This is a genomic window from Streptomyces sp. NPDC024687 (genome assembly GCF_055559055.1).
The window spans coordinates 294,022-316,219 of the sequence record NZ_JBVHLJ010000010.1 but is presented as its reverse complement, the minus strand read 5'-3'; the positions used below and the strand labels follow the sequence as shown (position 1 = coordinate 316,219).

Genomic DNA, 22,198 nt, shown 5'->3' with positions numbered 1-22,198 from the left:
AACAGGTGGGGAGGGCTTCGTTGGGGGGGGGGAGAATGGGGGAGGGTTGACACCCCCCCCTCCCCCACATCTCTTCGAGACCGGGTCGGGGTCCCCCCCCCCCCCCCCCCCCCCCTCCGACGCGGTGGGGCCCAGGGCCGCCGTGTGTCAGACGCCGCTGCTCAGCGGGTGGCTGAAGCCCTGGCCGGAGATGAGGCGGGCGCCCTCGGCGAGCTCCGTGGCGAAGCGCTCGACGGCCTCGTAGGGGAAGCGGTGGCTGGGGCCGCTGAGGGAGAGGGACGCCACGACCTCGCCGGTGCGGCCGGTGACGGGCACCGCCACGGCGGTGAGCCCCTCGTCCCACTCGCTGCTGCTGACGGCGTAGCCGCGCTCGGCGGCCTCCGCGACCCAGGCCCGCAGCCGCTCGACCTGTGCCTCGCCCTGCGGTGAGGCGACGGCGACCCGGCGCAGGAACGCCTCGGAGGCGCCCCGCAGAAGGATCTTCGAGGAGGCGCCCGCCCACAGTGGCTGCTCGTCGCCGACCTCGACGACATGGCGCAGCGGGTGCGGACTCTCCTCGTGCGCGACGCAGATGCGGTGGACGCCCCGGGCGACGAACAGATTGACGGTCTCGCCCAGCCGGTCCGCCAGGTCGCGCATGACCTTCCGGGTCTCCTGCGGCACCTCCCACTGACTGCGCGCGAGATAGGCCCAGCGCCACAGCGCGGGCCCCGCGGTGTACCCCGACGGGTGCGAGCCCAGCAGACCCGTCTCCTCCAGGGTCTGCACCAGACGCAGCGCGGTCGTCTTGGCGAGCCCCGTCGATTCGGCGATCTCCCGCAGGGTGATCACCGGCCGGTCCTCGGTGAGCAGGGCGAGGATGTCGAAGGCCCGCCGCACACTGCGCACCCCGCCCGCGTGCTGGTCGGCGTCGCCCTCCGCCCGCCGCTGTCCGTCGCTCACCCGCTGCCTCCCGGTGGTTCCCCGTGTGTTCGGCCCTCGTCCGGTGTCGCTTCCGACCGTAGTCCGCTGTGCGGACCAAGGAAACCGCGACGCCGAAGAAGTCGCTGGTGGCCGCCATCTCCGTCGGCCCCGGCCTTGTTCCAGGAGCCTGGGGCACCTAGTCTGACCGTAGAATGGATCGATTGAACCGCCTGGTGGTCCGGCGTCGGCTCGAGGCCGGAGCGAGTATGTATGACACCTCGGGAGCGAGCATGCGCAAGTCCATCGCCACCGTCTGCCTCAGCGGCACCCTCACCGAGAAACTGACGGCCGCCTCGCGGGCCGGCTTCGACGGCGTCGAGATCTTCGAGAACGACCTCCTCGCGAGCCCCCTCGCCCCCGAGGAGATCGCCGCCCGCACGGCCGACCTGGGCCTGCGCATCGACCTCTACCAGCCGATGCGCGACATCGAGGCCGTCCCGGAGGAGACCTTCGCCCGCAACCTCAGGCGTGCCCGGCACAAGTTCGAGCTCATGCGCAGGCTCGGCGCCGACACCGTCCTCGTCTGCTCCAGCGTCGCCCCGCAGGCCGTGGACGACGACGCCCTCGCCGCGGAGCAGCTGAGCCGCCTCGCCGACCTGGCCCAGGAGTCCGGCATCCGGGTCGCCTACGAGGCACTGGCGTGGGGGCGGCACGTCAGTACGTACGACCACGCCTGGCGGATTGTCGAGGCCGCGGACCATCCGGCGCTCGGCACCTGTCTGGACAGCTTCCACATCCTGTCCCGGGGCTCGGATCCGAAGGGCATCGAGGACATCCCCGGCGAGAAGATCTTCTTCCTCCAGCTCGCCGATGCTCCGTTGATGGCCATGGACGTCCTCCAGTGGAGCCGCCACTACCGCTGTTTCCCCGGTCAGGGCGGATTCGACGTCGCCGGACTCCTGCGGCACGTCCTGAGCGCCGGGTACGACGGTCCCCTGTCCCTGGAGGTCTTCAACGACGTCTTCCGCCAGGCGGACGCCGGCCGCACGGCGCTCGACGGACTGCGCTCCCTGCTCGCCCTGGAGGAGAACGCCGGAGTCTCCCCGCTCCCGGCCCCCGTGGTCCCCTCCGGCGTCGCCTTCGCCGAACTCGCCACCAGCGACCCCGAGCCCGTCGGTGAACTCCTCACCGCTCTCGGCTTCACCCGCACCGCCCGCCATCACGGCAAGCCGGTCGACCTCTGGGAGCAGGGCGGTGCCCGCGTCCTGGTCAACACGGGCACCGCGGGCCGCCGTAGCGACACCACCCTGGCCGCCGTAGGCCTGGAGACGGCCGATCCGGCGGCCTCGGCGCGGCGGGCGGAAGCCCTGCTCGCGCCCGCCCTGCCCAAGCGCCGCGGCGCACAGGACGTTCCCCTGGAGTCGATCGCGGCCCCGGACGGCACCGAAGTCCTGTTCTGCGCGACCGGACGCCCCGAACTCCCCAGCTGGACCGACGACTTCGCGTACACGGCCGGCAGCGGGCCCGCCGAGTTCGACGTGGAGAGCGGCAAGCAGAGTGTCGTCACCGCCATCGACCATCTCGCGCTCACCCAGCCCTGGCACCAGTTCGACGAGTCGGTGCTCTTCCACCGCACGGTGCTGGGCCTCAGTCCGCACGACACCGTCGAACTCGCCGATCCCTACGGCCTGTTCCGCAGCCGTGCCCTGTCCGCCTCCTCCGACGGGCCCCGGCTGGTCCTCAACCTCGCGCCCGCGCCGCAGGAGGACGGTGAGACACGGGCCCGGCACGTGGCGTTCGCCGTCGACGACATCGTCGCCGCGGTCCGTCGCTTCCGGGCGGCCGGAGCCGGGCTGCTGCACATCCCGGCGAACTACTACGACGACCTGGCGGCCCGGTTCGAGTTCGCCGAGGGGGAGTTGGAGACGTATCGCGAGCTCGGCATCCTGTACGACCGCGACGAGCGGGGCGGCGAGTTCCGGCACTGCTACACCGAGACGGTCGGCCGTGTCTTCTTCGAGTTCGTGCAGCGCTCCGGCGGCTACACCGGCTTCGGGGCGGCCAACGCGCCCATCCGGCTGGCCGCCCAGCGGAGGTAGGAGTTCGGGAAATGCCGACGGGGGACCAGCCGGAGGTGTGTCATCATCCGCCGATGACCACCGAAACGATCATCGCGGACGCGGCAGGCACCTGGACAATCGGCGATCTCACCGTCAACCGCATCGGTTTCGGCGCGATGCGGCTGACCGGCAGCGCGGCCTTCCATCTCGGCACCCCCAGCGACCGGAAGCGGTCCATCGCCGTGCTGCACAAGGCGAGGGAGCTCGGCGTCAACCACATCGACACGGCGGCCTTCTACTTCTCCTCGCTGCGCTCCGCCAACGAGATCATCAACAGCGCGCTGTCTCCGTACCCCGACGACCTCGTCATCGCCGCGAAGGTCGGGCCCTTCCGGGACTACACCGGCGAGTGGGGCACCTCGGCCCGACCGGAAGACCTGCGCGGCCATGTCGAGGAAAATCTCCGCCAGCTCGGTCGCGACCACCTCGACCTGGTGTACCTCCGCCGGATGCGCCAGGACTCGATCGGGGAGCACTTCGGGGCCCTCGCCGAACTGCGCGAGGCGGGCCTGATCCGGCACCTGGGCATCTCCGACGTCGAGCCCCGGCATCTCGCCGAGGCACAGGCGATCGCGCCGGTGGTGTGCGTGCAGAACCGGTTCGGGCTCGACTCCCACAATCCCGGCACCGACGACATGCTGCGGATCTGCGAGGAACAGGGCATCGCCTTCGTGCCGTTCTACGCGATCGCGGGGAAGGGCGGCTCCCACGGCGCCACGTCCGGCCACGACGAAAAGGTCCTGGCCGTCGCGCGGGCGCACGGCGCGACTCCCGCCCAGGTCCGGCTCGCCTGGACCCTCGCCCAGGGCCCGCACGTCCTCGCCATCCCCGGCACCGGCAACCCCGACCACCTCACCGAGAACATCGCGGCGGGCGCCCTCCGGCTCACCGACGAGGAACGGGACACGCTCGACTCGCTGCACCGTCAGGCCGGTTGAGCGGTCACACGACCCACACGCCGTCCTCCATGACGTGCCGCCCTCGCATCTCGTGCACGCCGTTGAGGGCCTGCACCGTGTGCGGACGCACCTGGAAGAAGGCGTAGGAGGCGCTGTCCTCGCGCGGATCCCAGCCCGTCTTTCCCTGGAACAGCTCGATCGCCGCGGCCGGCACGTCCGTCCCGCCGTACGTCCGTACCTTCCCGTCGATGAGCACGACGTCCTGGGTGTCCCCGAACGCCAGCCTGGTGCGGCCGCCGTCGCGCAGGTTGCGACCCGTGGGATTGGTGATCCGGGTGGACAGCCAGACGGACTCGCCGTCCCAGGCGAACCACAGCGCGACCAGACACGGCAGCCCGTCGGCGTCCGCCGAGGCCACCCAGATATCCGTCTCCCGCTCCAGACGGGCCAGTACGTCACGCTTGCGCTGTTCGGGGCTGCGGCTCTCAGTGATCGTCATGGCCGGGACGCTACCGGCCACCCCGCCCCGGCGCCTCGGTCCGGGGCCCTACGCCCGCAGACCGAGGCACCGAAACCGCCGGCGCGGCGGGGGAGCATGCCGGCGGCGCGGTCCCTGACGCGCCGCCGAGTCCTGGCCGCGTGGTCGCCACCGACCGCGGGTCGGAGGCACCGGAACGCTCGCGCGGTGCGGCAGCGGACGCTGACAGCGCGGCGGTCCGGGGTGACCCGGCGCGACGGCAGGGCCCCGCTCGGGTGGCCCGACGCCGTACGGCCGCCTGCCCGACGTGGGGAAGGGCGCGCACCCCAAGGGGGCGCAGCCTCATCCGTCGGTGGCGCCCAACGCGCAGCGGCCGACGGCACGGCCGCCACCGCTCGGCCGGATCTGCCGGACCCCGCTCACCGCCGGCTCGATCGGGGGCAGGTCTTAACCGAGCCGCACGGCACGGCCCCACCATCGCTCGGCAGCATGTGCCGAGTCGCCGCGTCCACCAGCGGGGAGCCGTGGGCGGGGCCGACCAGCGCGGCGCGCAGTAGCTGGTAGGGGGTGGTAATGGGGTGACCACGGAAACTGGAATCACCCCTTCACCGAGACGCCCATCCGGGCTTCAGCCCCGCCAGCGGTCGGCCTGAGCCAAGAGGCAGGCCCCAACTCGGCCGCGCGCCACGGCCCCGCCACCGCGCGGCCGGGCGTGCCGACCCCGCTAACCCTCAGCGTGATCCGAGGCGCAGTCAGGCCCCGCCGCGCCGCACGGCCCCCCACCGCTCGACCGGACATGCCGGACCCCGCTCACCGCCAGCGTGACCCGGCGCGCAGGCCCTAACCCAGCCGCTCGTGCAGGAAGGGCACCGTGCTCTCCCAGGCGCGGGCGGCGGACTCGGCGTCGTACGTTTGGCCGCCGTCGTTGAAGAAGGCGTGGTTCGCCGGGTAGAGGCGCAGGTCCGGGGTGATCCCGGACTGCTCGTGGACGGCTTCGCGCAGGGCCTCCAGGCTTTCCGCCGGGATGGTCTGGTCGAGCTCCCCGTAGTGGCCCAGGATCTGCGCCTTCAGGCCCGAGAAGTCGGGCAGCTCGCCCTGGATCACCCCGTAGAACGGCACCGCGGCGCTCACCCGGGGGTCGGCCGCCGCCAGGTACAGGACGAATCCGCCGCCCATGCAGAAGCCGACCGCGCCGACGGTGTCCGAGGTGACCTCGTCCAGCGACAGCAGGTGGCCGACCGCGCCGGACAGCAGCTCCACGCCCCGCGAGACCGGCAGCGCCTGCATCATCCGCAGGGCCTCCTCGCTGTCGTGGGCGACATTGCCGCCGTACAGGTCGGGAGCGAGCGCGACGAAGCCCTCCGCGGCCAGCCGGTCGGCGACGTCGGCGACGTGGTCGGTCAGACCCCACCACTCCTGGATCACGATGACGCCCGGCCCGCTCCCGGACGGCGGCAGCGCCAGATAGCCGTGCGCGGTGGTGCCGCCGCTCGGGAACGTGACGTTCTGGTGGGCGGGTGCTCCGGTCGACTTCGGCAGATCGGCCATGGTGCTCGACTCCTGTGCAGCTGTCCGGTGGGGGCGCCGGAGCCGTGGCCCCGGCGGTGATCACCAGCCTGCCACGCACCGCACGGCCCGCCCACGGCACCCCGGAGAACCGGACTGGCATCCCTCAAGTTTTACGTATAACCTCTCCCGTCAACCACCCCTCCCGAGAGGTCCCGATGAGACGCGTTGCCCTGGTCACCCTCGTCGTCGACGACTACGACGAGGCGATCCGCTTCTACACCGAAGCCCTCGGTTTCCGGCTCGTCGAGGACACCCCCCGCCCCGACGGCTCCCGCTGGGTCGTCGCACGCCCGGACGAACGCGAAGGCGGCACCGACCTGCTGCTCGCCCGCGCCAAGGGCGAGGCGCAGCAGGCCCGGGTGGGGGACCAGACCGGCGGGCGCGTCGGATTCTTCCTGCACACCGACGACTTCACCCGCGACCACGCCCGCATGCTGGCCGCGGGCGTGACCTTCCTGGAGGAGCCCCGGCACGAGCCCTACGGCTCGGTCGCCGTCTTCCAGGACCTGTACGGAAACCGCTGGGACCTGCTCCAGCCCGCCGACTGAACCTCCACCACCCTGTTCGAGGAAAGACCCCGCCATGACCGCTACGCGCGTAGACGCCGACCTGATCCGCCGCCTCCCCAAGGCCGTCCTGCACGACCACCTCGACGGCGGCCTGCGCCCCGCCACCCTGGTGGAGCTCGCGGCGGAGGTCGGCCACACCCTTCCCACCACCGACCCGGACGAACTCGCCGCCTGGTACTTCGAGGCCGCCAACTCCGGTGACCTGGTGCGCTACATAGCCACCTTCGAGCACACCCTCGCCGTCATGCAGACCCGCGAGGGCCTGCTGCGCACGGCCGAGGAGTACGTCCTCGACCTCGCCGCCGACGGGGTCGTGTACGGCGAGGTGCGCTACGCCCCCGAGCTGAACACCCGCGGCGGGCTGGCCATGGCCGAGGTCGTCGAGACCGTCCAGGAGGGCCTGGCCGCCGGTATGGCGAAGGCCGCCGCCGCGGGCACCCCGGTGCGGGTCGGCACCCTGCTGTGCGGGATGCGGATGTTCGACCGGGTGCGCGAGGCCGCCGACCTGGCCGTGGCCTTCCGGGACGCCGGTGTCGTCGGCTTCGACATCGCGGGCGCCGAGGACGGCTTCCCGGCCGCCGACCACCTGGCGGCCTTCGAGCACCTGCGCCGCGAGAACGTGCCGTTCACCATCCACGCCGGTGAGGCCCACGGCCTGCCCAGCATCCACCAGGCCGTGCAGGTGTGCGGCGCCCAGCGTCTCGGCCACGGTGTGCGGATCACCGAGGACATCCCCGACCTCGCGGGCGGCAAGCTCGGCCGGCTGGCGGGATGGGTCCGGGACCGCCGGATCGCCCTGGAGATGTGCCCGACCTCCAACCTCCAGACCGGCGCGGCCACCTCGATCGCCGAGCACCCGATCACGGCTCTGAAGGACCTGGGCTTCCGGGTCACCCTCAACACCGACAACCGGCTGGTGTCGGGGACGACGATGACCCGCGAGATGTCCCTGCTGGTCGAGCACGCGGGCTGGACGGTCGAGGACCTGCGCACGGTCACGGTGAACGCCCTCAAGAGCGCCTTCATCCCGTTCGACGAGCGCAGGGCCCTCATCGAGGACGTCGTCCTGCCGGGCTACGCGCTCTGAAGCAGCCCCCGCAGATAGGCGGCCTGTCCGACGTGCTGGAGATCGTCGGACAGGACGCTGATCAGCCGCACCCCGAGGGTGACCGGCGGATCCCAGTTCTCGTCCACGACCCGGTCCAGGTCCTCGTCCGTCAGCCCGCACAGGGCTTGGAGGCTCTGGGCGTGCACGGCGTCGTAGTAACCCGTCAGCAGGCCCGCGGAGTCGACCCGCACCTTGGCGACCTGCGCCGAGGTGTGGCCGTAGCCGATGTCACGCGGCTTCAGGTCGAGGCCGAAGCGCTTCTCCCAGTCCTGTGTCAGCCACACCTGGTCGAGGCCGAGGGCGCCGGCCACGTGGTCGTCCTGGACGCGGGTGAGGTGCCAGACCAGCCAGGCGACGGAGTTGGCGTCGGGACCGGGACGGTGGTTGAGGTCGTCGGGGCCCAGGCCCTCGACGACGGCGTGGACTTCTTCCTGGATGCGGCTGTAGCCGTCGATGAGGATGTCCTTTGCATGCATGCCATCCACCATCGCGCATCCCGCCGCGTCCCGCGTCGGAATTCGCTCCGGTGTCACGCGGCGGAATTCCGCGCGGTGTCACACATCCGGAATCCAACTCCCGTGGAAGCCCAGCGGCACCCGCCCGGGCAGATGGATCCGGGCCACCGGCTCACCCGTGAAGTCCTGGGCCGCGAGAATGACCAGGTCGGAGGCCCCGCGATCCGGGTTGTGCACATACGCGACGGCGTACCCGTCGTCCTCGGCGGCCTTCCCGTCGCAGGGGTCGGACGGCACGAACACGGCCTCGCTGGCCGCCGCTCCCCGCGGCAGCCGGTGCACCTGGGAGGTGCCCCTCAGCAGGTCGTGCTTGATGAGCGCGTTGCTGAACGCGCGGTCGGGAGGCGGGTTGCCGTCGACCGCCTGATAGGCCACCGCCATCTCCGCGGAGGCGGCCGAGTAGCCGTAGCGGTGCCGACGGGACACCAACGCCTCGTTCACGCGCGGGAATTCCTGGGGGCGGTCGTCGAGGGTCCGGGTCCGTACCCGCCCCTGACGCAGGTCGACCGTCCACCGGTCAAGGCGGGGGGTGCCCGCCCCGTACGGCCCTCCCGAGCCGTTGCCCGCCACGAGGAAGGGCGCCTCGAAGGTGGTCATGTCGATGACCAGGTTCGGGCCCTCCTCGTACGCGTTGAGGGTGTGCGAGTAGTACACCGGGTCGACCTCGAACCAGCGGACCGCACCTCCCTTGCGGGGCAGCACGCCGACCCGTGCCGGATGCCGGTCGTTCCAGACGTACGGCACGATGTCTCCGCGCTCGGCGCCCGCCGGGTCGAACGTGACCGGCATGTCGAGGATCACCACGTGGTTCTCGGTGAGCGCGAAGTCATGGATCATCGGCGCGTCCGCCACCGGGATCCTCGTACTGCGTGAGACGCGGCCACCCGGATCGACGACCAGGTGCCGGACGTGGTCCCAGGTCGGGTAGTAGGCGATCGCGTGCAGCTCACCGGCGTGCGCGTCGAACTTGGTGTGCGCGGTGAACGCGCCCTCCAGGGTGCCCCGGAAGTCGTACGTGCCGACGGTGTTCAGCTCCTCGTCGAGCTCGTAGGGCAGCGGTCCGCTCTCCTGGAGCGCGAGGATCCGCCCGCGGTAGGGGATGACATGGGTGTTGGCCGGGAAGTCGTCCGGCGGCACCGGGCCCGGGTAGGGCTCGCCGAGCTTCTTCGCCACCTGGGAGGAGCGCACCCAGCGGTTGCGGTACCACTCGGCGCGGCCCTCGCGCAGCCGGACACCGTGCACCATGCCCTCGCCGAGCATCCAGTGGTGGGCGCGCGGGTCCTCGATTCCCAGCGCGTTGGGGCCGTTGCGCAGATAGCGGCCGTTCAGCTCGCGCGGGATGCGACCGGTGACCGGCAGGTCGAAGGCCGTCAGTTCCTCGGTGACGGGTGCGAACGCGCCCTCCAGGAAGGGGAAGCGGCGCGCTGTCCGGGGCACCGCGGCGGCGGGCGACGCGCCCGCTCCGGTGCCGACGAGCGCTCCGGCCGCCGTGATCGCCGCCGCACCGCGCAGCACGTTCCGGCGTGTGGGGTCCGTCGTCTTCGGGTCCGTCATCTTCCCTGCTCCTGACCGTGGTTGTCCTCGGGAACGGTCACGAGTCTGGTGCGCGGGACGGATCAGGTCACGAGGGTTGGGCCCCGTCCGGGGGTGTACTCAAGCCCCCTCTTTCCAGGCCCCCTGTTTCCAGCAGGGCCATCAGGGCCCGGGCCGCCGGGCTGGTGGCCTGGGCGGGCGGCAGCAGCGCGACCGTCTCGTACACGGTCTCGCCGGTGCCCTTGACCGGGAGCGCGGTCAGCGACTCCCGTTTGTGCCGGAAGTGCCGCGGTACGACGGCCACGCCGAGGTTCTCGTCCACCAGGTCGAGGAGGCTGTGCACGTCGTTGACCTCCAGGGCGACGTTGCGGCGCAGGCCCGCCCTGGTGAAGGCAGCGTCGGTGGTGCGGCGCGGCCCCCAGTCCGGATGGAAGTCGACGAAGACCTCGCCGTCCAGATCCTCCGGCGTCACGGCCGCGCCGACGGCCGCGAGCCGGTGGCTGGGATGGCACAGCACGGTCATGGGCTCGCTCGACAGCGGTACGACACGCAACTGGTCGGTGTCCTGCTGCGCCGCCCGCACGGCGAACGCCAGGTCGAGGCGCCCGGCCGCCACCTCCTCCGCGAGCGCGGCCGACCCCGCCTGGCGCAGACAGATCTCGACATCCGGATGCTGCCGCCGGAACGCGGCGAGCAGCCCCGCCACGTGCAGCCCGGCGATGCACTGCTCGGACCCGATCGCGAGCATCCCGCGCAGCACCCCCTGCACCGCGGCCACCGCCTCGTGGGCGGAGCGCACCTGCGCGAGGATCCGCTCGGCCTCGCCGAGCAGGGCGCGTCCGGCCGGGGTGAGCGTGACCCGGCGGGTGGTTCGCACGAACAGCGGCGTCTGCAGCTCCCGCTCCAGTGCCCGGATGGACGCGGACAGCCCCGACTGGGACACCAGGAGGCGTTCGGCGGCCCGGGTGAAGTGCTGGTCCTCGGCGACCGCCACGAAATGCTGGAGATGGCGCAGTTCCATGATTGAGAAGCCTATCCGCTGAATTCCATCGGATTCTTCTGTTGGACCAATGCCCCCAGGTCGCGGAAGAGTGGACACAAGGTTCAAGACCCTGGTTCACCGTGCCAACCCCTCTGGAGTCGCGTTGTACACCGCACACCCCGACCGCTACGCGGACATGCCCTACCGGCGCACCGGACGCAGCGGTCTGAAGCTTCCCGCGATCTCGCTCGGCCTGTGGCACAACTTCGGCCCGGCGGACCGCACCGTGGAGACGCAGCGGGCGATCCTGCGCCGCGCCTTCGACCTCGGCGTCACCCACTTCGACCTCGCCAACAACTACGGCCCGCCGCCCGGCGCCGCCGAGTCCGCGTTCGGCGAGGCGCTCAAGGCCGACCTCGCGTCCTACCGCGACGAGCTGATCGTCTCGACCAAGGCCGGCTATCTGATGTGGCCCGGCCCGTACGGCGAGTGGGGCTCCCGCAAGTACCTGCTGTCGTCGCTGGACCAGAGCCTGACCCGGATGGGCCTGGACTACGTCGACATCTTCTATTCGCACCGCCCCGACCCGGAGACTCCCCTGGAGGAGACGATGGGCGCCCTGCACACCGCGGTCCAGCAGGGCAAGGCGCTCTACGTCGGCATCTCGAACTACTCGGCTGAGCAGACCCGTGAGGCCGCGCGCATCCTCGGCGCGCTGGGCACCCCGCTCCTCATCCACCAGCCGCGCTACTCGATGCTGGACCGCCGCCCCGAAGACGGCGGCCTGCTGGACGCGCTGGACGAGCTCCAGGTCGGCTCGATCGTCTTCTCCCCGCTGGAGCAGGGACTGCTCACCGGCCGCTACCTCGACGGCATCCCCGAGGACTCCCGGGCCGCGAGCGACAGCCCCTTCCTGAACTCCGACGCGCTCACCGAGGACCTGGTCCAGCAGCTGCGCGAACTCAATGACATCGCCAAGGGCCGCGGCCAGACCCTCGCCCAGCTGGCCCTGGCCTGGGTCCTGCGCGGCGGCCGCGTCACCTCGGCCCTCGTCGGCGCGAGCAGCCCGAAGCAGATCGAGGACAGCGTGGGCACGATCGCCAACCTGGACTTCGACACGGAGGAACTGGCGAGGATCGACGCGATCATCAAGGCGTGACCCACACGACCGCCATGACCGCGGGCAGGTGAGAGGGACCGGGCCCCGGCGTTGCGCCGGGGCCCTCACGCTCCTGCGGGCACCCGGTCCAGGAATCCGTACACGGTCCTGATCCGGCCGTCCCCGGCCAGCGTGATGACGTCGGAGCCGGCGACGGGCGCCGAGCCGTCGGCAGCGCTCACCAGCTCCCAGGAGAACCGGGCGGTGTCGTGGTGCCCCTCGACGGGGCCGGTGACTCGGAAGGTGAACCCCGGGAACTGCTCGTGCGCCGCCGCGATCACCGCGGTGATCTGGTCGTGCCCGACCACGTCGGCGAGGGGGTCGGTGTAACCGCCGCCCACCGTCCAGGCGGCCGCGACGGCCTTCGTGCGCGTCTCCTGCTCACGTGCGTTCCAGGCTTCGAAGTAGCGGGCGACGGCATTCTCGTAGCGTTCCATGGTCGCGGGCATGGGAAATCAGCCTCCATCGAGGTCGTCTGTGCTGGTGGGACCTGTTGGGACAACCCTGCCCGCGGCGCGCGGCACCGTCGATTACTTCCGGGGTCATGACGTTTGAACGTGTACCCGTCAGATTTCGGCCAGGAGGAGGGGGGAATATGCCAGGAGACTGGCCAAAAAGACGTGGTGACAGTGTTTCAGTAGTGAACATACTCGACTGACAGGGCCTTCACATCGAGCGAAGTGCCCGTCACGCACCGCAGCAAGAGCCGCGTACCGCACATGAGCCGCACGGAAAGCGAGGCCCTGCCGACAGGCGAACGGAGCAAGCGGGGGAGTGGATCGTGCACGACGAATTCCTGTGCCACGTCACGGGTTACGGCATCTGCGACGGGCGGCGCATCGGCGTCCCCCTCGGAACCTACCGCGCGCCCACCCTCGCCCTCGCCCTGTGGTGGCTGCGCGACCGGGCCTCCTGGATCGCCGACCGATTAGACCCCCAGCCCGAGGCCGAGTACCTGCCGGCGGGCGCCCTCGCCCCCGTCGCCGACACCGTGCTCGACGTGCCCGCCGTGATGCGGGCCTGGTGCGCAGACCTGTACCAACAGGAGCTGGTCGCCGACGAGTTGGCGGCGGGCCGGTTGGTCCGGATCGCCGCGAGCGACGACACCACGGAGTACGAACTGCTCGCCGAGTCCGTGGACGCCGCGAGAATGCACCGGATGGCCTCCATGCTCTTCACCCCCGTGGCCTGAGCCGCTCGGTCCGCGCCACCAGGCGCCCAAAGGGGCGAATCGGTAGAATTCTGGCATGGCGGAGCGGCCGGTCGCACCGACGGCGCCCGAGCTCGTCCTGGAGACCGACACCGGCTCCACGGTGATGAGCCCGGGCCATGACTACCACGTGGGTCGCGACCCGATGAGTGACATCGTCATCGACGATGCCCGGGTCTCGTGGCACCACGCGGTGCTGCGACCCGAGGCCGACCACTGGACCCTCGAGGACGAGCACAGCACCAACGGCACCTATGCCGACGGCCGCCGCGTCCGTGAGTGGGACGTCGGCCCCGGCAGCGTGATCCGCTTCGGCAGCCCCTCCGACGGCCCCTGCGCGGTCCTGCTGGGCCTGCCCACCCCCGAGCGCCCCTCGGCCGTCTCCATGCCCGGCCTCACCGGCACCTTCCGGCAGCCCACCGCGGTACGCCCGCTGCCCACCCGCACGGTCCGTATCGGCCGCGCCGACGACAACGACCTCGTCGTCGACGACCTGGTTGTCTCCCGCCACCACGCCGAGCTGCGCGCCCTGCCCGACGCCACGTACGAGATCGTCGACCTCGGCAGTCACAACGGCACGTATCTCAACGGCCGCCCCGTCACGAGCGCCCCCCTCGGGCCCGGGGACATCGTCGGCGTCGGCCACTCGGCGTTCTCCCTGGTCGGCGACACCCTCCAGGAGTACGTCGACACCGGCGACGTCTCCCTCGACGTCCAGGACCTCACGGTCGCCGTCGACCACGGCCGCAAGACCCTGCTGGACCACGTGTCCTTCCCGGTGGGCGAGAAGTGCCTGCTCGCCGTCGTCGGTCCGAGCGGCGCCGGGAAGTCCACGCTCCTGAACGCCCTCACCGGCCAGCGCCCCGCCGACCACGGCACCGTCCTGTACGACGGCCGCGACCTCTACCGCGACTACGCCGAACTGCGCCAGCGCATCGGCCTGGTCCCGCAGGACGACATCCTGCACGCCCAGCTCACCGTCCGCAGCGCCCTGACCTACGCCGCCGAACTGCGCTTCCCGCAGGACACCGCGAAGGCCGAACGCCGCGACCGCGTCGACGAGGTCATCCGCGAGCTCGGCCTGGAACAGCGCGCCCGGCAGCCCGTGCACAGCCTCTCCGGCGGACAGCGCAAGCGGGTCAGCGTGGCCCTGGAGCTGCTGACCAAGCCGTCCCTGCTCTTCCTCGACGAGCCGACCTCGGGCCTGGACCCCGGCATGGACCGCTCGGTGATGCACATGCTGCGCGGCCTCGCCGACGACGGCCGCACCGTCATCGTCGTCACCCACAGCGTCCTGAGCCTCGACGTCTGCGACCGTCTTCTCGTCCTCGCGCCCGGCGGCAGGATCGCCTACTACGGGCCGCCCGAGGACGCCCTCGCCTACTTCGGCTTCACCCAGTGGCCCGAGGCCTTCGAAGCCTTCGAACGCGACGAGGACCGCGACTGGGCGGGCGACTTCCGTTCCTCGGCCTTCCAGCACCAGTACGTCGCCGAGGCCACCGCACAGCCCCGGATGCCCCGCTCCGAGCCGGTCATCATCGCGCCCCCGCCGCGGCCCCGCAGCCGCAGCGCCCAGCTCGGCACTCTGATCCGCCGCTACACCGCCGCCCTCGGCGCCGACCGCACCTTCCTCGCCATCATGATCGCGCTGCCCTTCGTCATGGGCGCCATGGCCCGGGCCCTCGCGGGCAGCCAACTCACCCGCGACACCGCGATGAACGCCCTGCTCATCCTGTGCGTCGGCGGCGTCCTCACCGGCGCCGCCAACGCCGTGCGCGAACTGGTGAAGGAGCGGGTCATCTACCAGCGCGAACGAGCCGTGGGCCTGTCCAGATCGGCGTACCTGATGTCCAAGGTCGTCGTGCTGGGCGCGATCACCGTCGTGCAGGCGGTGGTCCTGACCCTGGTCGCCCTCCTCGGCGTCGACCTCAACGCGCCCGGCGGCGAAGGCGTGGTGATGCCGCCCCTTGCCGAGATCACCCTCGCGGTCGCCCTGCTGGCGTTCACGGCGATGATGCTCGGTCTGCTCGTGTCCGCGCTGGTGCGCAAGGAGGAAGTGACGATGCCGCTGCTCGTGCTGCTCGCCATCGTCCAGGTCGTCTTCTGCGGGGCCCTGCTCCAGCTCGACGGCGTGCCAGGCCTGGAACAGCTGTCTTGGCTGGTGCCCTCGCGCTGGGCGCTCGGCGCGATGGCCGGCACCATCGGCCTCGCCCGGATCGTGCCGGGCGACCTCACCGGCGACCCCCTCTTCAAGCACTCGGCGGGTGTATGGCTCCTCAACATCGCCATGCTCCTCGTCCTCTCCGGACTCTTCGGATACGTCGTCTCCCGGCTGCTGCGCCGGCACGAACCCGTGGTCATGCGGAAGTAGGCCGCCGATGACGACCCCCGGCTTCCGGCCCACCCATGTCGCCCCCGGGTACGGCATGCCCGCCTGGGAGGCCCCCGACCCCGCCCGCCCCACCGTGCCCCTCGACCCGCTCCTGCCCGTCCAGCTCGTGGAGCGGCGCGGCGACTGGGCGTACGTCCTGTGCGCCAACGGCTGGTCGGCCTGGGTCGACGGCCGCCACCTGGTCGCCGTACCCCAGGACCCGCCCGCCCCCGAAAGCCCCCTCACCCGCTCCGCCGACCCACGCCCCCTGCTGGCCCGCGCCGACGAGACCCTCGCTCGCTATCGGGCCGCCGTCGAGGAGCTGGCCCGCGGCGGCCTCGACGGGGAGGCATTCCGCGGCCGCACCAGGGGACTGCGGATCGGGGTCGTCGTCGACGGCGAACACATGTGGCTCTACGACGCCCAGCACGGACGCTGGGTGTACGCGGACGGGACCCGGCTGAACACCTACGCCACCGATGACGGGCCACAGGCCGGCGGACACGCCCCGACCCAGGTCGTGACGCGCGATGGCCCATGAGACCAGCCTCTTCTCCGGCAGCCCCTCCGAACTGGTCGGACGGCAGGTCGCGAACTACCGCATCGAGCAGGAGATCGGCCGGGGCGGCATGGCCGTCGTCTACAGGGCCCGGGACCTGCGCCTGGACCGCACGGTGGCGCTGAAACTGCTGGCCCCGGAACTCGCCCGCAACGACACCTTCCGCAAGCGCTTCAGCCACGAGTCCCGGGTGGCCGCCGCGATCGACCACCCGCACATCGTCCCCGTCTTCGAGGCGGGCGAGACGGACGGTGTGCTCTACATCGCCATGCGGTACGTCGCCGGCAGCGATCTGCGCCATCTCCTGGACCGGCAAGGGCCGTTGCCGCTCCCGACCGCGCTGCGGATCGCCGCCCAGGTGGCCTCCGCGCTCGACGCGGCCCACGAGCACGGACTGGTCCACCGGGACGTGAAACCCGGCAACATCCTGGTCTCCCGGGGCACCGACAGCGACCATCCCGAGCACGTCTATCTCACCGACTTCGGGCTCACGAAGAAGTCCCTGTCGCTGACCGGGTTCACTACGGTTGGCCAGTTCGTCGGCACCCTCGACTACGTGGCCCCCGAGCAGATCTCCGGCCGCCCAGTCGACGGCCGCTGCGACGTCTACGGTTTCGCCTGCGTGGTCTACGAGACCCTCACCGGCCATCCGCCCTTCCGCCGTGACGACGACATGGCCCTGCTGTGGGCCCACCAGTACGACGCCCCGCCCCCGCTCTCCGAGTCCCGCCCCGGCCTGCCCGCACCGCTCGACGCGGTGTTCGCCAAGGCCCTCGCCAAGACCCCCGACGACCGCCACGACTCCTGCCTCGACTTCGTCGCCGCCCTCCGCTCGACGGCGACGGGCGGTCACCCACCGACGGAGGTGGCCCTGAGGGCCGTAGAACCGGAGGACACCCGCCCGAAGCCGCCGCCGCACTGGGCGGAGCCGGTGGTCCGAGGGCGGTAGTCAGCCCCGTCGCACCCACCGGGCCGGCAGCGCGCCGAGGAAACCGGTGACCAGGCCCCACAGCGCGCCGAGGCCCACCGCCGGCCACAGCTCGGGGGTGAGGAACAGCTGACCGCTCAGACCGCCGCCGAGGTCGCCGATACCGAGGACCGACAGGCCGTAGTGGGCGGAGATCCGGCCCATGAGGCAGATCATGAGGACCGTCACGGCGAGGGCGACCGCCAGGTGCACGGCGTGCTGCCAGGCGCGGACGCGGGCGGGGGAGCGGGCCGCCATCAGGAACGCCACCGAGAGCAGCAGGACCGCTTCGACGACCACCAGCCACCACACGCGCCCGTCGTGCTCGGCGAGGGTGCGCAGATTGAGCGTGGCGGTGTCCTTGGAGCGCAGGACCTCGTCCAGGACGTGCGGCATGGGCAGGCCGAAGGGGCCCTCGACCCGGCCGTTCCAGGTGGCACCGAGGCCGATGGTCAGGGCGAGCCAGACCAGGTTCGGCATGCCCAGCAGAATCACCGCGAGCGTCTCGGGCGCATGGCCGCGGGTCACGGCGACGACCAGCGCGACGAGGATCCCGAGGACGACGTGGGCGAGGAGGAGCACGACCATGGCGTGCGCCGCGGGTCGCACCGACTCCTGGAGGCGCAGCAGTCGCCCCGGCAGGGGAGCCCGGCGCGAGACCAGCAGGGCCAGCACCAGGACGCCGGCCATCCACAGCAGACCGAACACCAGGGTCTGCGGTACGTCCGTCGTGAAGCCGACCTCGGGGGAGACGCCGAAGACATCGCCCAGGTCACTCAGCGTGTCGTCGCCGAGGGAGAGCTTGAACGTCTGGCGGGCCGCATAGGCCAGGGCGAGGAGCGCGAGGAGCCACAGGACGGCGATCCGGCCCGCCCAACCGGCGAGTTCCCGGCCGCCGGCGACGGCCCGGTGCCGCAGCGGCCGCAGGAAACCCGCGCCGAGCGCCAGCGCACCGGCCAGGGTGACGGAGAGAGGGATCACGGTGAGCCCGGCCTTGCTGTCGGCGAGCCCTCCCGCGCTTCCCGACAGCTCGACCGTGCCGCCGACGGCCGTGACGACACTCGCCGCGACGACCCGGGGGAACGCGCCGTCCGGAAGGTCAGAAGCCCCCGCCGCCCACAGACCCAGCGCGGCCACCACCCCCATGGCGATCAGCGCGACCAGAACCGTGGCCAAGGCCTGCACCCAGCCGTGGCGAGCGACGACCGCCTGGTCGGAGGGGGTTCGCGGGTTCACCCTGCCACGCTAAGCAGCACGGAGACGGCTCGCCTGCCGAGAGGTCCGTCCGCGTCCGCTTGCGGGCAGCACGGGGCCCGAGCAAACAATGGAATGTCGCGGAAAAATGCGGCTGAATCGGGGCAATCGGATCGCGTCGCAGGAGTCCCGCGTCGGGAAGAAGAACTCGTGAGCGTCGAACCGCCTACTTCGGGCCGCCCCACCGGGCCGCCCTCGGGGCCCCTCTCGGGCCCCTCGCAGCCGCCCTCGGGCCCGCCCTCGCAGCCCCCGGGCAGCAGCGGCGGAGCATCCGCGCCCGAACCCCGCCGCCCCTGGTGGCGGTCGGCGCCCCGGGTCGCGATCATCGCCACCGCGGTCGTCGTCGCCGTGGTCCTCGCCCTCGTCTTCACCCGGTCCGGCGGCGGCTCCACCGCGGCCGGCGGCAACGGCGAGGTCTTCCTCCAGGCCGCCGCAAAGACGGGCCCCGACCCCTTCACCGAGTCGACTGCGAAGGACAGCACGGTGCCACCGGTCTCCGCCACCCCGACCGGCTCCTCCTCCGAGCCGGCGAACGCCGTACGCGGCGTGGACGGCGCCGCTCCCGGCCTCTACGGCGGCACCCGCAACGTCTCCAGCTGCGACATCGAGAAGCAGGTCAAGGCCCTAGGGGCAGACCCCGCGAAGAACAGCGTGTTCGCCTCGGTCGCCGGCGTCCAGCCGTCCGGGGTCCCCGCCTTCCTGCGCTCGCTCACACCCGTCCAGCTGCGCATGGACACCCGCGTCACCAACCACGGCTACCGTGACGGCGCCGCCACCAGCTACCAGGCCGTCCTCCAGGCCGGCACCGCCGTGCTCGTCGACGACCGCGGAGTGCCCCGCACGCGCTGTGCCTGCGGCAACCCGCTGACCCCGCCGGTCGCCCAGCAGAGCACGCCGAAGCCCACCGGCGACTCCTGGGCGTCGTACCACCCCTCGAACGTGGTCGTGGTGGCGCCCTCGACGACCGTCATCAACATCTTCGTGATCTACGACCCCGACCACCACGACTGGGTCGCCCGGCACCGCGGCGACACCGGGAGCAAGGACCACAAGACCCACCCGCCGGCCAGGCCCTCCCCGCCGGTGACCGTGTCCCCGCCGACGGCACCCGGCACATCGACGTCCCCGGCCTCCCCGTCGCCCTGCGTCTCCACGTCCAGCGGGGCACCGAAGCCCTCCGGCTCGCACCGCCCGTGCCCGCCGGCCCTGGTCGCCCCGTCCTCCCCGCCCACGAGCCCGCCCACGAGCCCGCCCACGAGCCCGCCCACGTCACAGCCGCCCAGCAGTGAATCCTCACGTGAGCCCCTCGTACCCGAGTCCTCGGAACCGCCGGCGCCCCTCACCTCGTCCTCCACGCCGGAGACGACACAGTCCGCGCCCCTGTCCAGTGCCACGCTGTCCCCGGCAGTGTGACGTATCCCCTGGACTGCGGCGGGCGACTCTGGGTACGAGGACTGGTGCAGCAGCGTCCGGCCAGTCCGGCTTCCGAGAGAGAAACGCATGATCGATCATCTGGACGGGGCAGTGATACCGACTGGTTTCGACGTGCCCGTGGAACCCCTGCGGCGGGCAGCGCACTACACGGGCGAGCCGGGAAGTATCGCCGATGCGCGGTCGTTCGCCGCGGACTTCCTGGACAGACTCAGAACCGAGTGGTGTGCCGACGTCGGCAACCGTACCGAGGACGAGGTGCTCCTCGTGGTGAGCGAACTCGTCACCAACGCCGACCGGCACAGCAACGGGCCGTACATCCTCGAGCTGGAGGGCACCGACGCCACGGTCACCGTCACGGTCTACGACAGCAGCGAAGCCCTGCCCCGCAGGTTCCCGCGCGATCCCCAGCGCGTCGGCCGGCACGGTCTGGAGATCGTGCACGTCCTGGCACGGGAGGTCGCGGCGGAACGCGTACCGGTGGGCAAGCGGGTGAGGGCCGTCCTGGGCTTCGGCGCCAAGAAGTGAGCGGCCCGCCTCACGCACGTACACCTCACGCACGTACAGCGGGTGCCGTCCGAAGACGGCACCCGCTTTTTTCGCTGTGCGTGTGCGTCAGGCGCAGCCCAGCTCCCCGAGCATGCCCTCGCGCAGCCGCGTGATGATCCGCTTGATCAGCCGGGACACGTGCATCTGCGAGCAGCCGAGGCGCTCACCGATCTCCGACTGCGTGGCCTCCTCCACGAACCGCATGTGGATGATCTGCCGGTCGCGGTCGCTGAGCTCGGCCATCAGCGGGGCGAGTGACTGGAAGTCCTCGACGAGCCGCAGCCCGTCCTCCTCCACGCCGATGAAGTCGGCGAGCACGGCTTCGCCGCCCTCGGGGCCGTCGCCGGTCAGGGCGGCGTCCAGGGACGAGGAGTTGTAGCCGTTCGAGGCGATCTGCGCCTCGATCACCTCGTTCTCGGAGATGTTCATCAGGGTGGCGAGTTCGGCCACCGTCGGGTCGCGGTCCAGCCGGCTGCCGAGTTCCTCACGCGCCTTGGCCAGCTCGACGCGCAGCTCCTGAAGACGCCGCGGGACGTGCACCGCCCAGGTGGTGTCACGGAAGAAACGCTTGATCTCGCCGACGATGTAGGGGAGCGCGAACGACGTGAACTCGACCTCGCGGGAGATCTCGAACCGGTCGATCGCCTTGATCAGACCGATCATGCCGGTCTGGACGATGTCCTCCATGTCGTCGCCACGGCCCCGGAACCTTCCGGCCGCGAAGCGCACGAGCGACATGTTCATCTCGATGAGGGTGTTGCGCGCGTACTGGTGCTCGTGCGTGCCCTCTTCGAGCTCGGTCAGGCGCTTGAAGAACTGGCGGGACAGCTCGCGTGCGTCCCGAGGGGCGACGGAGCGCGGTTCCTCGACTCCCGGCAGGGGTGTCCCACCCGTCCCGGTCCCGCTGGCGTGCTCGGTGACGTGTGCCTCCGAACGATTCACGGCGGTGACGGCGGTATGCATTACCTCTCCCACGAAAGTCACGGCTCGACGTCTGCCTCTTCGGCCTGGGTTGTCTCGAGTGCTGCAGGTATGGCCTGCCGGGTACCCGGAACGCAAGAATGTATGCGTGCCCGGACCACCGGCCGACCGATCAGCCCGCAGCTCTCTCGCCCTGCGCCTACCCGGGGAGTGACGACGCATGCCCCCCAAGTTGACCGGTGGCGTGAAATCGCCGTTCCTCAGGGAGCGACCCGGGTCGCGACGATCAGTTCGTGGAGATAGCGCTTGGTGACCCGGCCGCCGTACCGCGCGTCGATCAGTTCCCGGATGCAGGCCAGTAGGCCCTCGCGGCGGGTGCTGTCGAGGGCCCGGTGGCCCGAGTAGGTGAGGAGGACGTCGATGTACTCGTCGGCGGTGTGGGTGATGTCCTGTTCGAAGCGGGTGACCGTGACGTCACCGAAGCGCGGACAGGCCTCGAACTCCTCCGTCTCCGAGAGGATCTCGGACGACGGCCGGAGCCGCAGCCCGGGCGGTGTGGCCGGATCCCAGCGTTCGTAGCACTCCTGGGCCCGGGCGAAGAAGTCTGTGGTGCCGCCCGCCACATGGTGGGTGACCACGACAGCGAGATGTCCCCCGGCGCGCAGCGCGTCCGCCGCCTTCTCCACCCGGACGGCCGGGTCGATCCAGTGGAAGGCGGTGGCGCAGGCGACCAGGTCGAAGGGCTCCTTTGGCAGCGGCCAGCGCTCGAACTCTGCGGTCCGCACATCGACCCGCGGGAATTCCGCCAGCCGCCGTCTGGCCACCGCGGCCAGCGCGTCGCCCAGCTCCACCGCCGTGATGTGACACCCGAACCCGGCCAGGGCACGGGTCAGCTGACCCGTACCTGGGCCGATCTCCAGCACACGGCTCCGTCGGCCGAGGCCCGCCGACCGTGCCAACTCCCCGACCAGAGCGGGCGGATAGCTCGGACGCGCCTTGTCGTACAGCTCCGCCGCGTCGTTGAACGTCTCGCGCAGCACCGGTGTCCGCGACCTTCCCATCGATTCCACCCAGGGCAGAATGCCGGACCCTTCCCTTGGC

At 71.5% G+C, this 22,198-nt stretch carries 21 protein-coding genes; 11 read left to right on the top strand and 10 right to left on the bottom strand.

The window, feature by feature from the left end; translation table 11 throughout:
• Window positions 1-147 precede the first annotated feature (147 nt).
• Window positions 148-942 carry an IclR family transcriptional regulator gene (locus tag ACZ39I_RS33905; RefSeq protein ID WP_467248748.1) on the bottom strand — a complete coding sequence of 265 codons (795 nt, stop codon included), beginning with the start codon at window positions 940-942 and terminating at the stop codon, window positions 148-150.
• A 251-nt stretch (window positions 943-1,193) separates the two neighbouring features.
• Between ACZ39I_RS33905 and ACZ39I_RS33900 the strand changes: the two genes are divergently transcribed.
• Entirely contained in the window at window positions 1,194-3,002 is a 1,809-nt protein-coding gene (locus ACZ39I_RS33900) for a bifunctional sugar phosphate isomerase/epimerase/4-hydroxyphenylpyruvate dioxygenase family protein (RefSeq protein WP_467248747.1), read from the top strand.
• A gap of 53 nt (window positions 3,003-3,055) precedes the next feature.
• Complete coding sequence (locus ACZ39I_RS33895; protein ID WP_467248746.1) at window positions 3,056-3,961, top strand: aldo/keto reductase; 906 nt, start codon at window positions 3,056-3,058, stop codon at window positions 3,959-3,961.
• 4 nt (window positions 3,962-3,965) lie between these two features.
• Here ACZ39I_RS33895 and ACZ39I_RS33890 read toward each other — a convergent pair whose 3' ends face one another.
• A complete protein-coding gene (locus ACZ39I_RS33890; protein ID WP_467248745.1) occupies window positions 3,966-4,421 on the bottom strand; it encodes a pyridoxamine 5'-phosphate oxidase family protein in 456 nt (151 codons plus the stop codon).
• Window positions 4,422-5,240: 819 nt separating this feature from the next.
• Window positions 5,241-5,948: a dienelactone hydrolase family protein gene (locus ACZ39I_RS33885; RefSeq protein ID WP_467248744.1), complete on the bottom strand. Its 708-nt coding sequence runs from the start codon at window positions 5,946-5,948 to the stop codon at window positions 5,241-5,243.
• Between the two features lie 176 nt (window positions 5,949-6,124).
• Between ACZ39I_RS33885 and ACZ39I_RS33880 the strand changes: the two genes are divergently transcribed.
• Together ACZ39I_RS33880 and ACZ39I_RS33875 are read left to right on the top strand one after the other, a co-directional pair.
• Entirely contained in the window at window positions 6,125-6,517 is a 393-nt protein-coding gene (locus tag ACZ39I_RS33880; protein ID WP_467248743.1) for a VOC family protein, read from the top strand.
• Window positions 6,518-6,551: 34 nt separating this feature from the next.
• The gene (locus tag ACZ39I_RS33875) at window positions 6,552-7,625 is read left to right on the top strand and encodes an adenosine deaminase (protein WP_467248742.1); all 1,074 of its coding nucleotides are present in this window, start codon (window positions 6,552-6,554) and stop codon (window positions 7,623-7,625) included.
• Here the strand turns inward: ACZ39I_RS33875 and ACZ39I_RS33870 are convergent.
• The 3 genes from ACZ39I_RS33870 to ACZ39I_RS33860 all read right to left on the bottom strand — a co-directional run bounded on the left by ACZ39I_RS33870 (window position 7,613) and on the right by ACZ39I_RS33860 (window position 10,715).
• Complete coding sequence (locus tag ACZ39I_RS33870; RefSeq protein WP_467248741.1) at window positions 7,613-8,122, bottom strand: mycothiol transferase; 510 nt, start codon at window positions 8,120-8,122, stop codon at window positions 7,613-7,615. The two genes, ACZ39I_RS33875 and ACZ39I_RS33870, sit on opposite strands and share 13 nt — an antisense overlap.
• Before the next feature lie 78 nt (window positions 8,123-8,200).
• Complete coding sequence (locus ACZ39I_RS33865; RefSeq protein WP_467248740.1) at window positions 8,201-9,715, bottom strand: carotenoid oxygenase family protein; 1,515 nt, start codon at window positions 9,713-9,715, stop codon at window positions 8,201-8,203.
• Between the two features lie 67 nt (window positions 9,716-9,782).
• Entirely contained in the window at window positions 9,783-10,715 is a 933-nt protein-coding gene (locus ACZ39I_RS33860) for a LysR family transcriptional regulator (protein ID WP_467248739.1), read from the bottom strand.
• Between the two features lie 124 nt (window positions 10,716-10,839).
• Between ACZ39I_RS33860 and mgrA the strand changes: the two genes are divergently transcribed.
• The gene (mgrA, locus tag ACZ39I_RS33855; protein ID WP_467248738.1) at window positions 10,840-11,835 is read left to right on the top strand and encodes an L-glyceraldehyde 3-phosphate reductase; all 996 of its coding nucleotides are present in this window, start codon (window positions 10,840-10,842) and stop codon (window positions 11,833-11,835) included.
• 65 nt (window positions 11,836-11,900) lie between these two features.
• Here the strand turns inward: mgrA and ACZ39I_RS33850 are convergent, their stop codons facing one another.
• Entirely contained in the window at window positions 11,901-12,284 is a 384-nt protein-coding gene (locus ACZ39I_RS33850) for a nuclear transport factor 2 family protein (protein WP_467248737.1), read from the bottom strand.
• A gap of 332 nt (window positions 12,285-12,616) precedes the next feature.
• Between ACZ39I_RS33850 and ACZ39I_RS33845 the strand changes: the two genes are divergently transcribed.
• The 4 genes from ACZ39I_RS33845 to ACZ39I_RS33830 are packed head-to-tail and all read left to right on the top strand — an operon-like array spanning window position 12,617 to window position 16,924.
• Window positions 12,617-13,027: a hypothetical protein gene (locus ACZ39I_RS33845; protein WP_352385988.1), complete on the top strand. Its 411-nt coding sequence runs from the start codon at window positions 12,617-12,619 to the stop codon at window positions 13,025-13,027.
• Window positions 13,028-13,082: 55 nt separating this feature from the next.
• Window positions 13,083-15,416: an ABC transporter ATP-binding protein/permease gene (locus ACZ39I_RS33840; RefSeq protein ID WP_467248736.1), complete on the top strand. Its 2,334-nt coding sequence runs from the start codon at window positions 13,083-13,085 to the stop codon at window positions 15,414-15,416.
• A gap of 7 nt (window positions 15,417-15,423) precedes the next feature.
• Window positions 15,424-15,957, top strand: coding sequence for an SH3 domain-containing protein (locus ACZ39I_RS33835; RefSeq protein ID WP_467248735.1), 534 nt, complete (start codon window positions 15,424-15,426; stop codon window positions 15,955-15,957).
• Window positions 15,947-16,924, top strand: coding sequence for a serine/threonine-protein kinase (locus ACZ39I_RS33830; RefSeq protein ID WP_467248734.1), 978 nt, complete (start codon window positions 15,947-15,949; stop codon window positions 16,922-16,924). Before ACZ39I_RS33835 ends, ACZ39I_RS33830 begins: the two co-directional genes overlap by 11 nt.
• Here ACZ39I_RS33830 and ACZ39I_RS33825 read toward each other — a convergent pair whose 3' ends face one another.
• Window positions 16,925-18,178: a streptophobe family protein gene (locus tag ACZ39I_RS33825; RefSeq protein ID WP_467248733.1), complete on the bottom strand. Its 1,254-nt coding sequence runs from the start codon at window positions 18,176-18,178 to the stop codon at window positions 16,925-16,927.
• A gap of 168 nt (window positions 18,179-18,346) precedes the next feature.
• Here ACZ39I_RS33825 and ACZ39I_RS33820 point away from each other — a divergent pair, with 168 nt between their 5' ends.
• Window positions 18,347-19,609 carry a DUF6777 domain-containing protein gene (locus ACZ39I_RS33820; RefSeq protein WP_467248732.1) on the top strand — a complete coding sequence of 421 codons (1,263 nt, stop codon included), beginning with the start codon at window positions 18,347-18,349 and terminating at the stop codon, window positions 19,607-19,609.
• Window positions 19,610-19,696: 87 nt separating this feature from the next.
• On the top strand, window positions 19,697-20,155 hold the full coding sequence (locus ACZ39I_RS33815; RefSeq protein ID WP_467248731.1) for an ATP-binding protein: 459 nt from the start codon (window positions 19,697-19,699) through the stop codon (window positions 20,153-20,155).
• An 87-nt stretch (window positions 20,156-20,242) separates the two neighbouring features.
• Here ACZ39I_RS33815 and ACZ39I_RS33810 read toward each other — a convergent pair whose 3' ends face one another.
• Together ACZ39I_RS33810 and ACZ39I_RS33805 are read right to left on the bottom strand one after the other, a co-directional pair.
• Window positions 20,243-21,139 carry an RNA polymerase sigma factor SigF gene (locus ACZ39I_RS33810; protein WP_467248730.1) on the bottom strand — a complete coding sequence of 299 codons (897 nt, stop codon included), beginning with the start codon at window positions 21,137-21,139 and terminating at the stop codon, window positions 20,243-20,245.
• A gap of 218 nt (window positions 21,140-21,357) precedes the next feature.
• A complete protein-coding gene (locus ACZ39I_RS33805; protein ID WP_467248729.1) occupies window positions 21,358-22,158 on the bottom strand; it encodes a class I SAM-dependent methyltransferase in 801 nt (266 codons plus the stop codon).
• Between the last annotated feature and the right edge of the window lie 40 nt (window positions 22,159-22,198).

What these genes read in the sequence shown, in the direction of transcription:
- ACZ39I_RS33875 (WP_467248742.1), top strand. Translation starts at nt 6,552, where the DNA reads ATGACCGCTACGCGCGTAGACGCCGACCTGATCCGCCGCCTCCCCAAG.
- ACZ39I_RS33865 (WP_467248740.1), bottom strand. Translation starts at nt 9,715, where the DNA reads ATGACGGACCCGAAGACGACGGACCCCACACGCCGGAACGTGCTGCGC.
- ACZ39I_RS33895 (WP_467248746.1), top strand. Translation starts at nt 3,056, where the DNA reads ATGACCACCGAAACGATCATCGCGGACGCGGCAGGCACCTGGACAATC.
- ACZ39I_RS33835 (WP_467248735.1), top strand. Translation starts at nt 15,424, where the DNA reads ATGACGACCCCCGGCTTCCGGCCCACCCATGTCGCCCCCGGGTACGGC.
- ACZ39I_RS33850 (WP_467248737.1), bottom strand. Translation starts at nt 12,284, where the DNA reads ATGCCCGCGACCATGGAACGCTACGAGAATGCCGTCGCCCGCTACTTC.
- ACZ39I_RS33860 (WP_467248739.1), bottom strand. Translation starts at nt 10,715, where the DNA reads ATGGAACTGCGCCATCTCCAGCATTTCGTGGCGGTCGCCGAGGACCAG.
- ACZ39I_RS33840 (WP_467248736.1), top strand. Translation starts at nt 13,083, where the DNA reads ATGGCGGAGCGGCCGGTCGCACCGACGGCGCCCGAGCTCGTCCTGGAG.
- ACZ39I_RS33890 (WP_467248745.1), bottom strand. Translation starts at nt 4,421, where the DNA reads ATGACGATCACTGAGAGCCGCAGCCCCGAACAGCGCAAGCGTGACGTA.
- ACZ39I_RS33815 (WP_467248731.1), top strand. Translation starts at nt 19,697, where the DNA reads ATGATCGATCATCTGGACGGGGCAGTGATACCGACTGGTTTCGACGTG.
- ACZ39I_RS33870 (WP_467248741.1), bottom strand. Translation starts at nt 8,122, where the DNA reads ATGCATGCAAAGGACATCCTCATCGACGGCTACAGCCGCATCCAGGAA.
- ACZ39I_RS33880 (WP_467248743.1), top strand. Translation starts at nt 6,125, where the DNA reads ATGAGACGCGTTGCCCTGGTCACCCTCGTCGTCGACGACTACGACGAG.
- ACZ39I_RS33830 (WP_467248734.1), top strand. Translation starts at nt 15,947, where the DNA reads ATGGCCCATGAGACCAGCCTCTTCTCCGGCAGCCCCTCCGAACTGGTC.
- ACZ39I_RS33900 (WP_467248747.1), top strand. Translation starts at nt 1,194, where the DNA reads ATGCGCAAGTCCATCGCCACCGTCTGCCTCAGCGGCACCCTCACCGAG.
- ACZ39I_RS33885 (WP_467248744.1), bottom strand. Translation starts at nt 5,948, where the DNA reads ATGGCCGATCTGCCGAAGTCGACCGGAGCACCCGCCCACCAGAACGTC.
- ACZ39I_RS33810 (WP_467248730.1), bottom strand. Translation starts at nt 21,139, where the DNA reads ATGCATACCGCCGTCACCGCCGTGAATCGTTCGGAGGCACACGTCACC.
- ACZ39I_RS33805 (WP_467248729.1), bottom strand. Translation starts at nt 22,158, where the DNA reads ATGGGAAGGTCGCGGACACCGGTGCTGCGCGAGACGTTCAACGACGCG.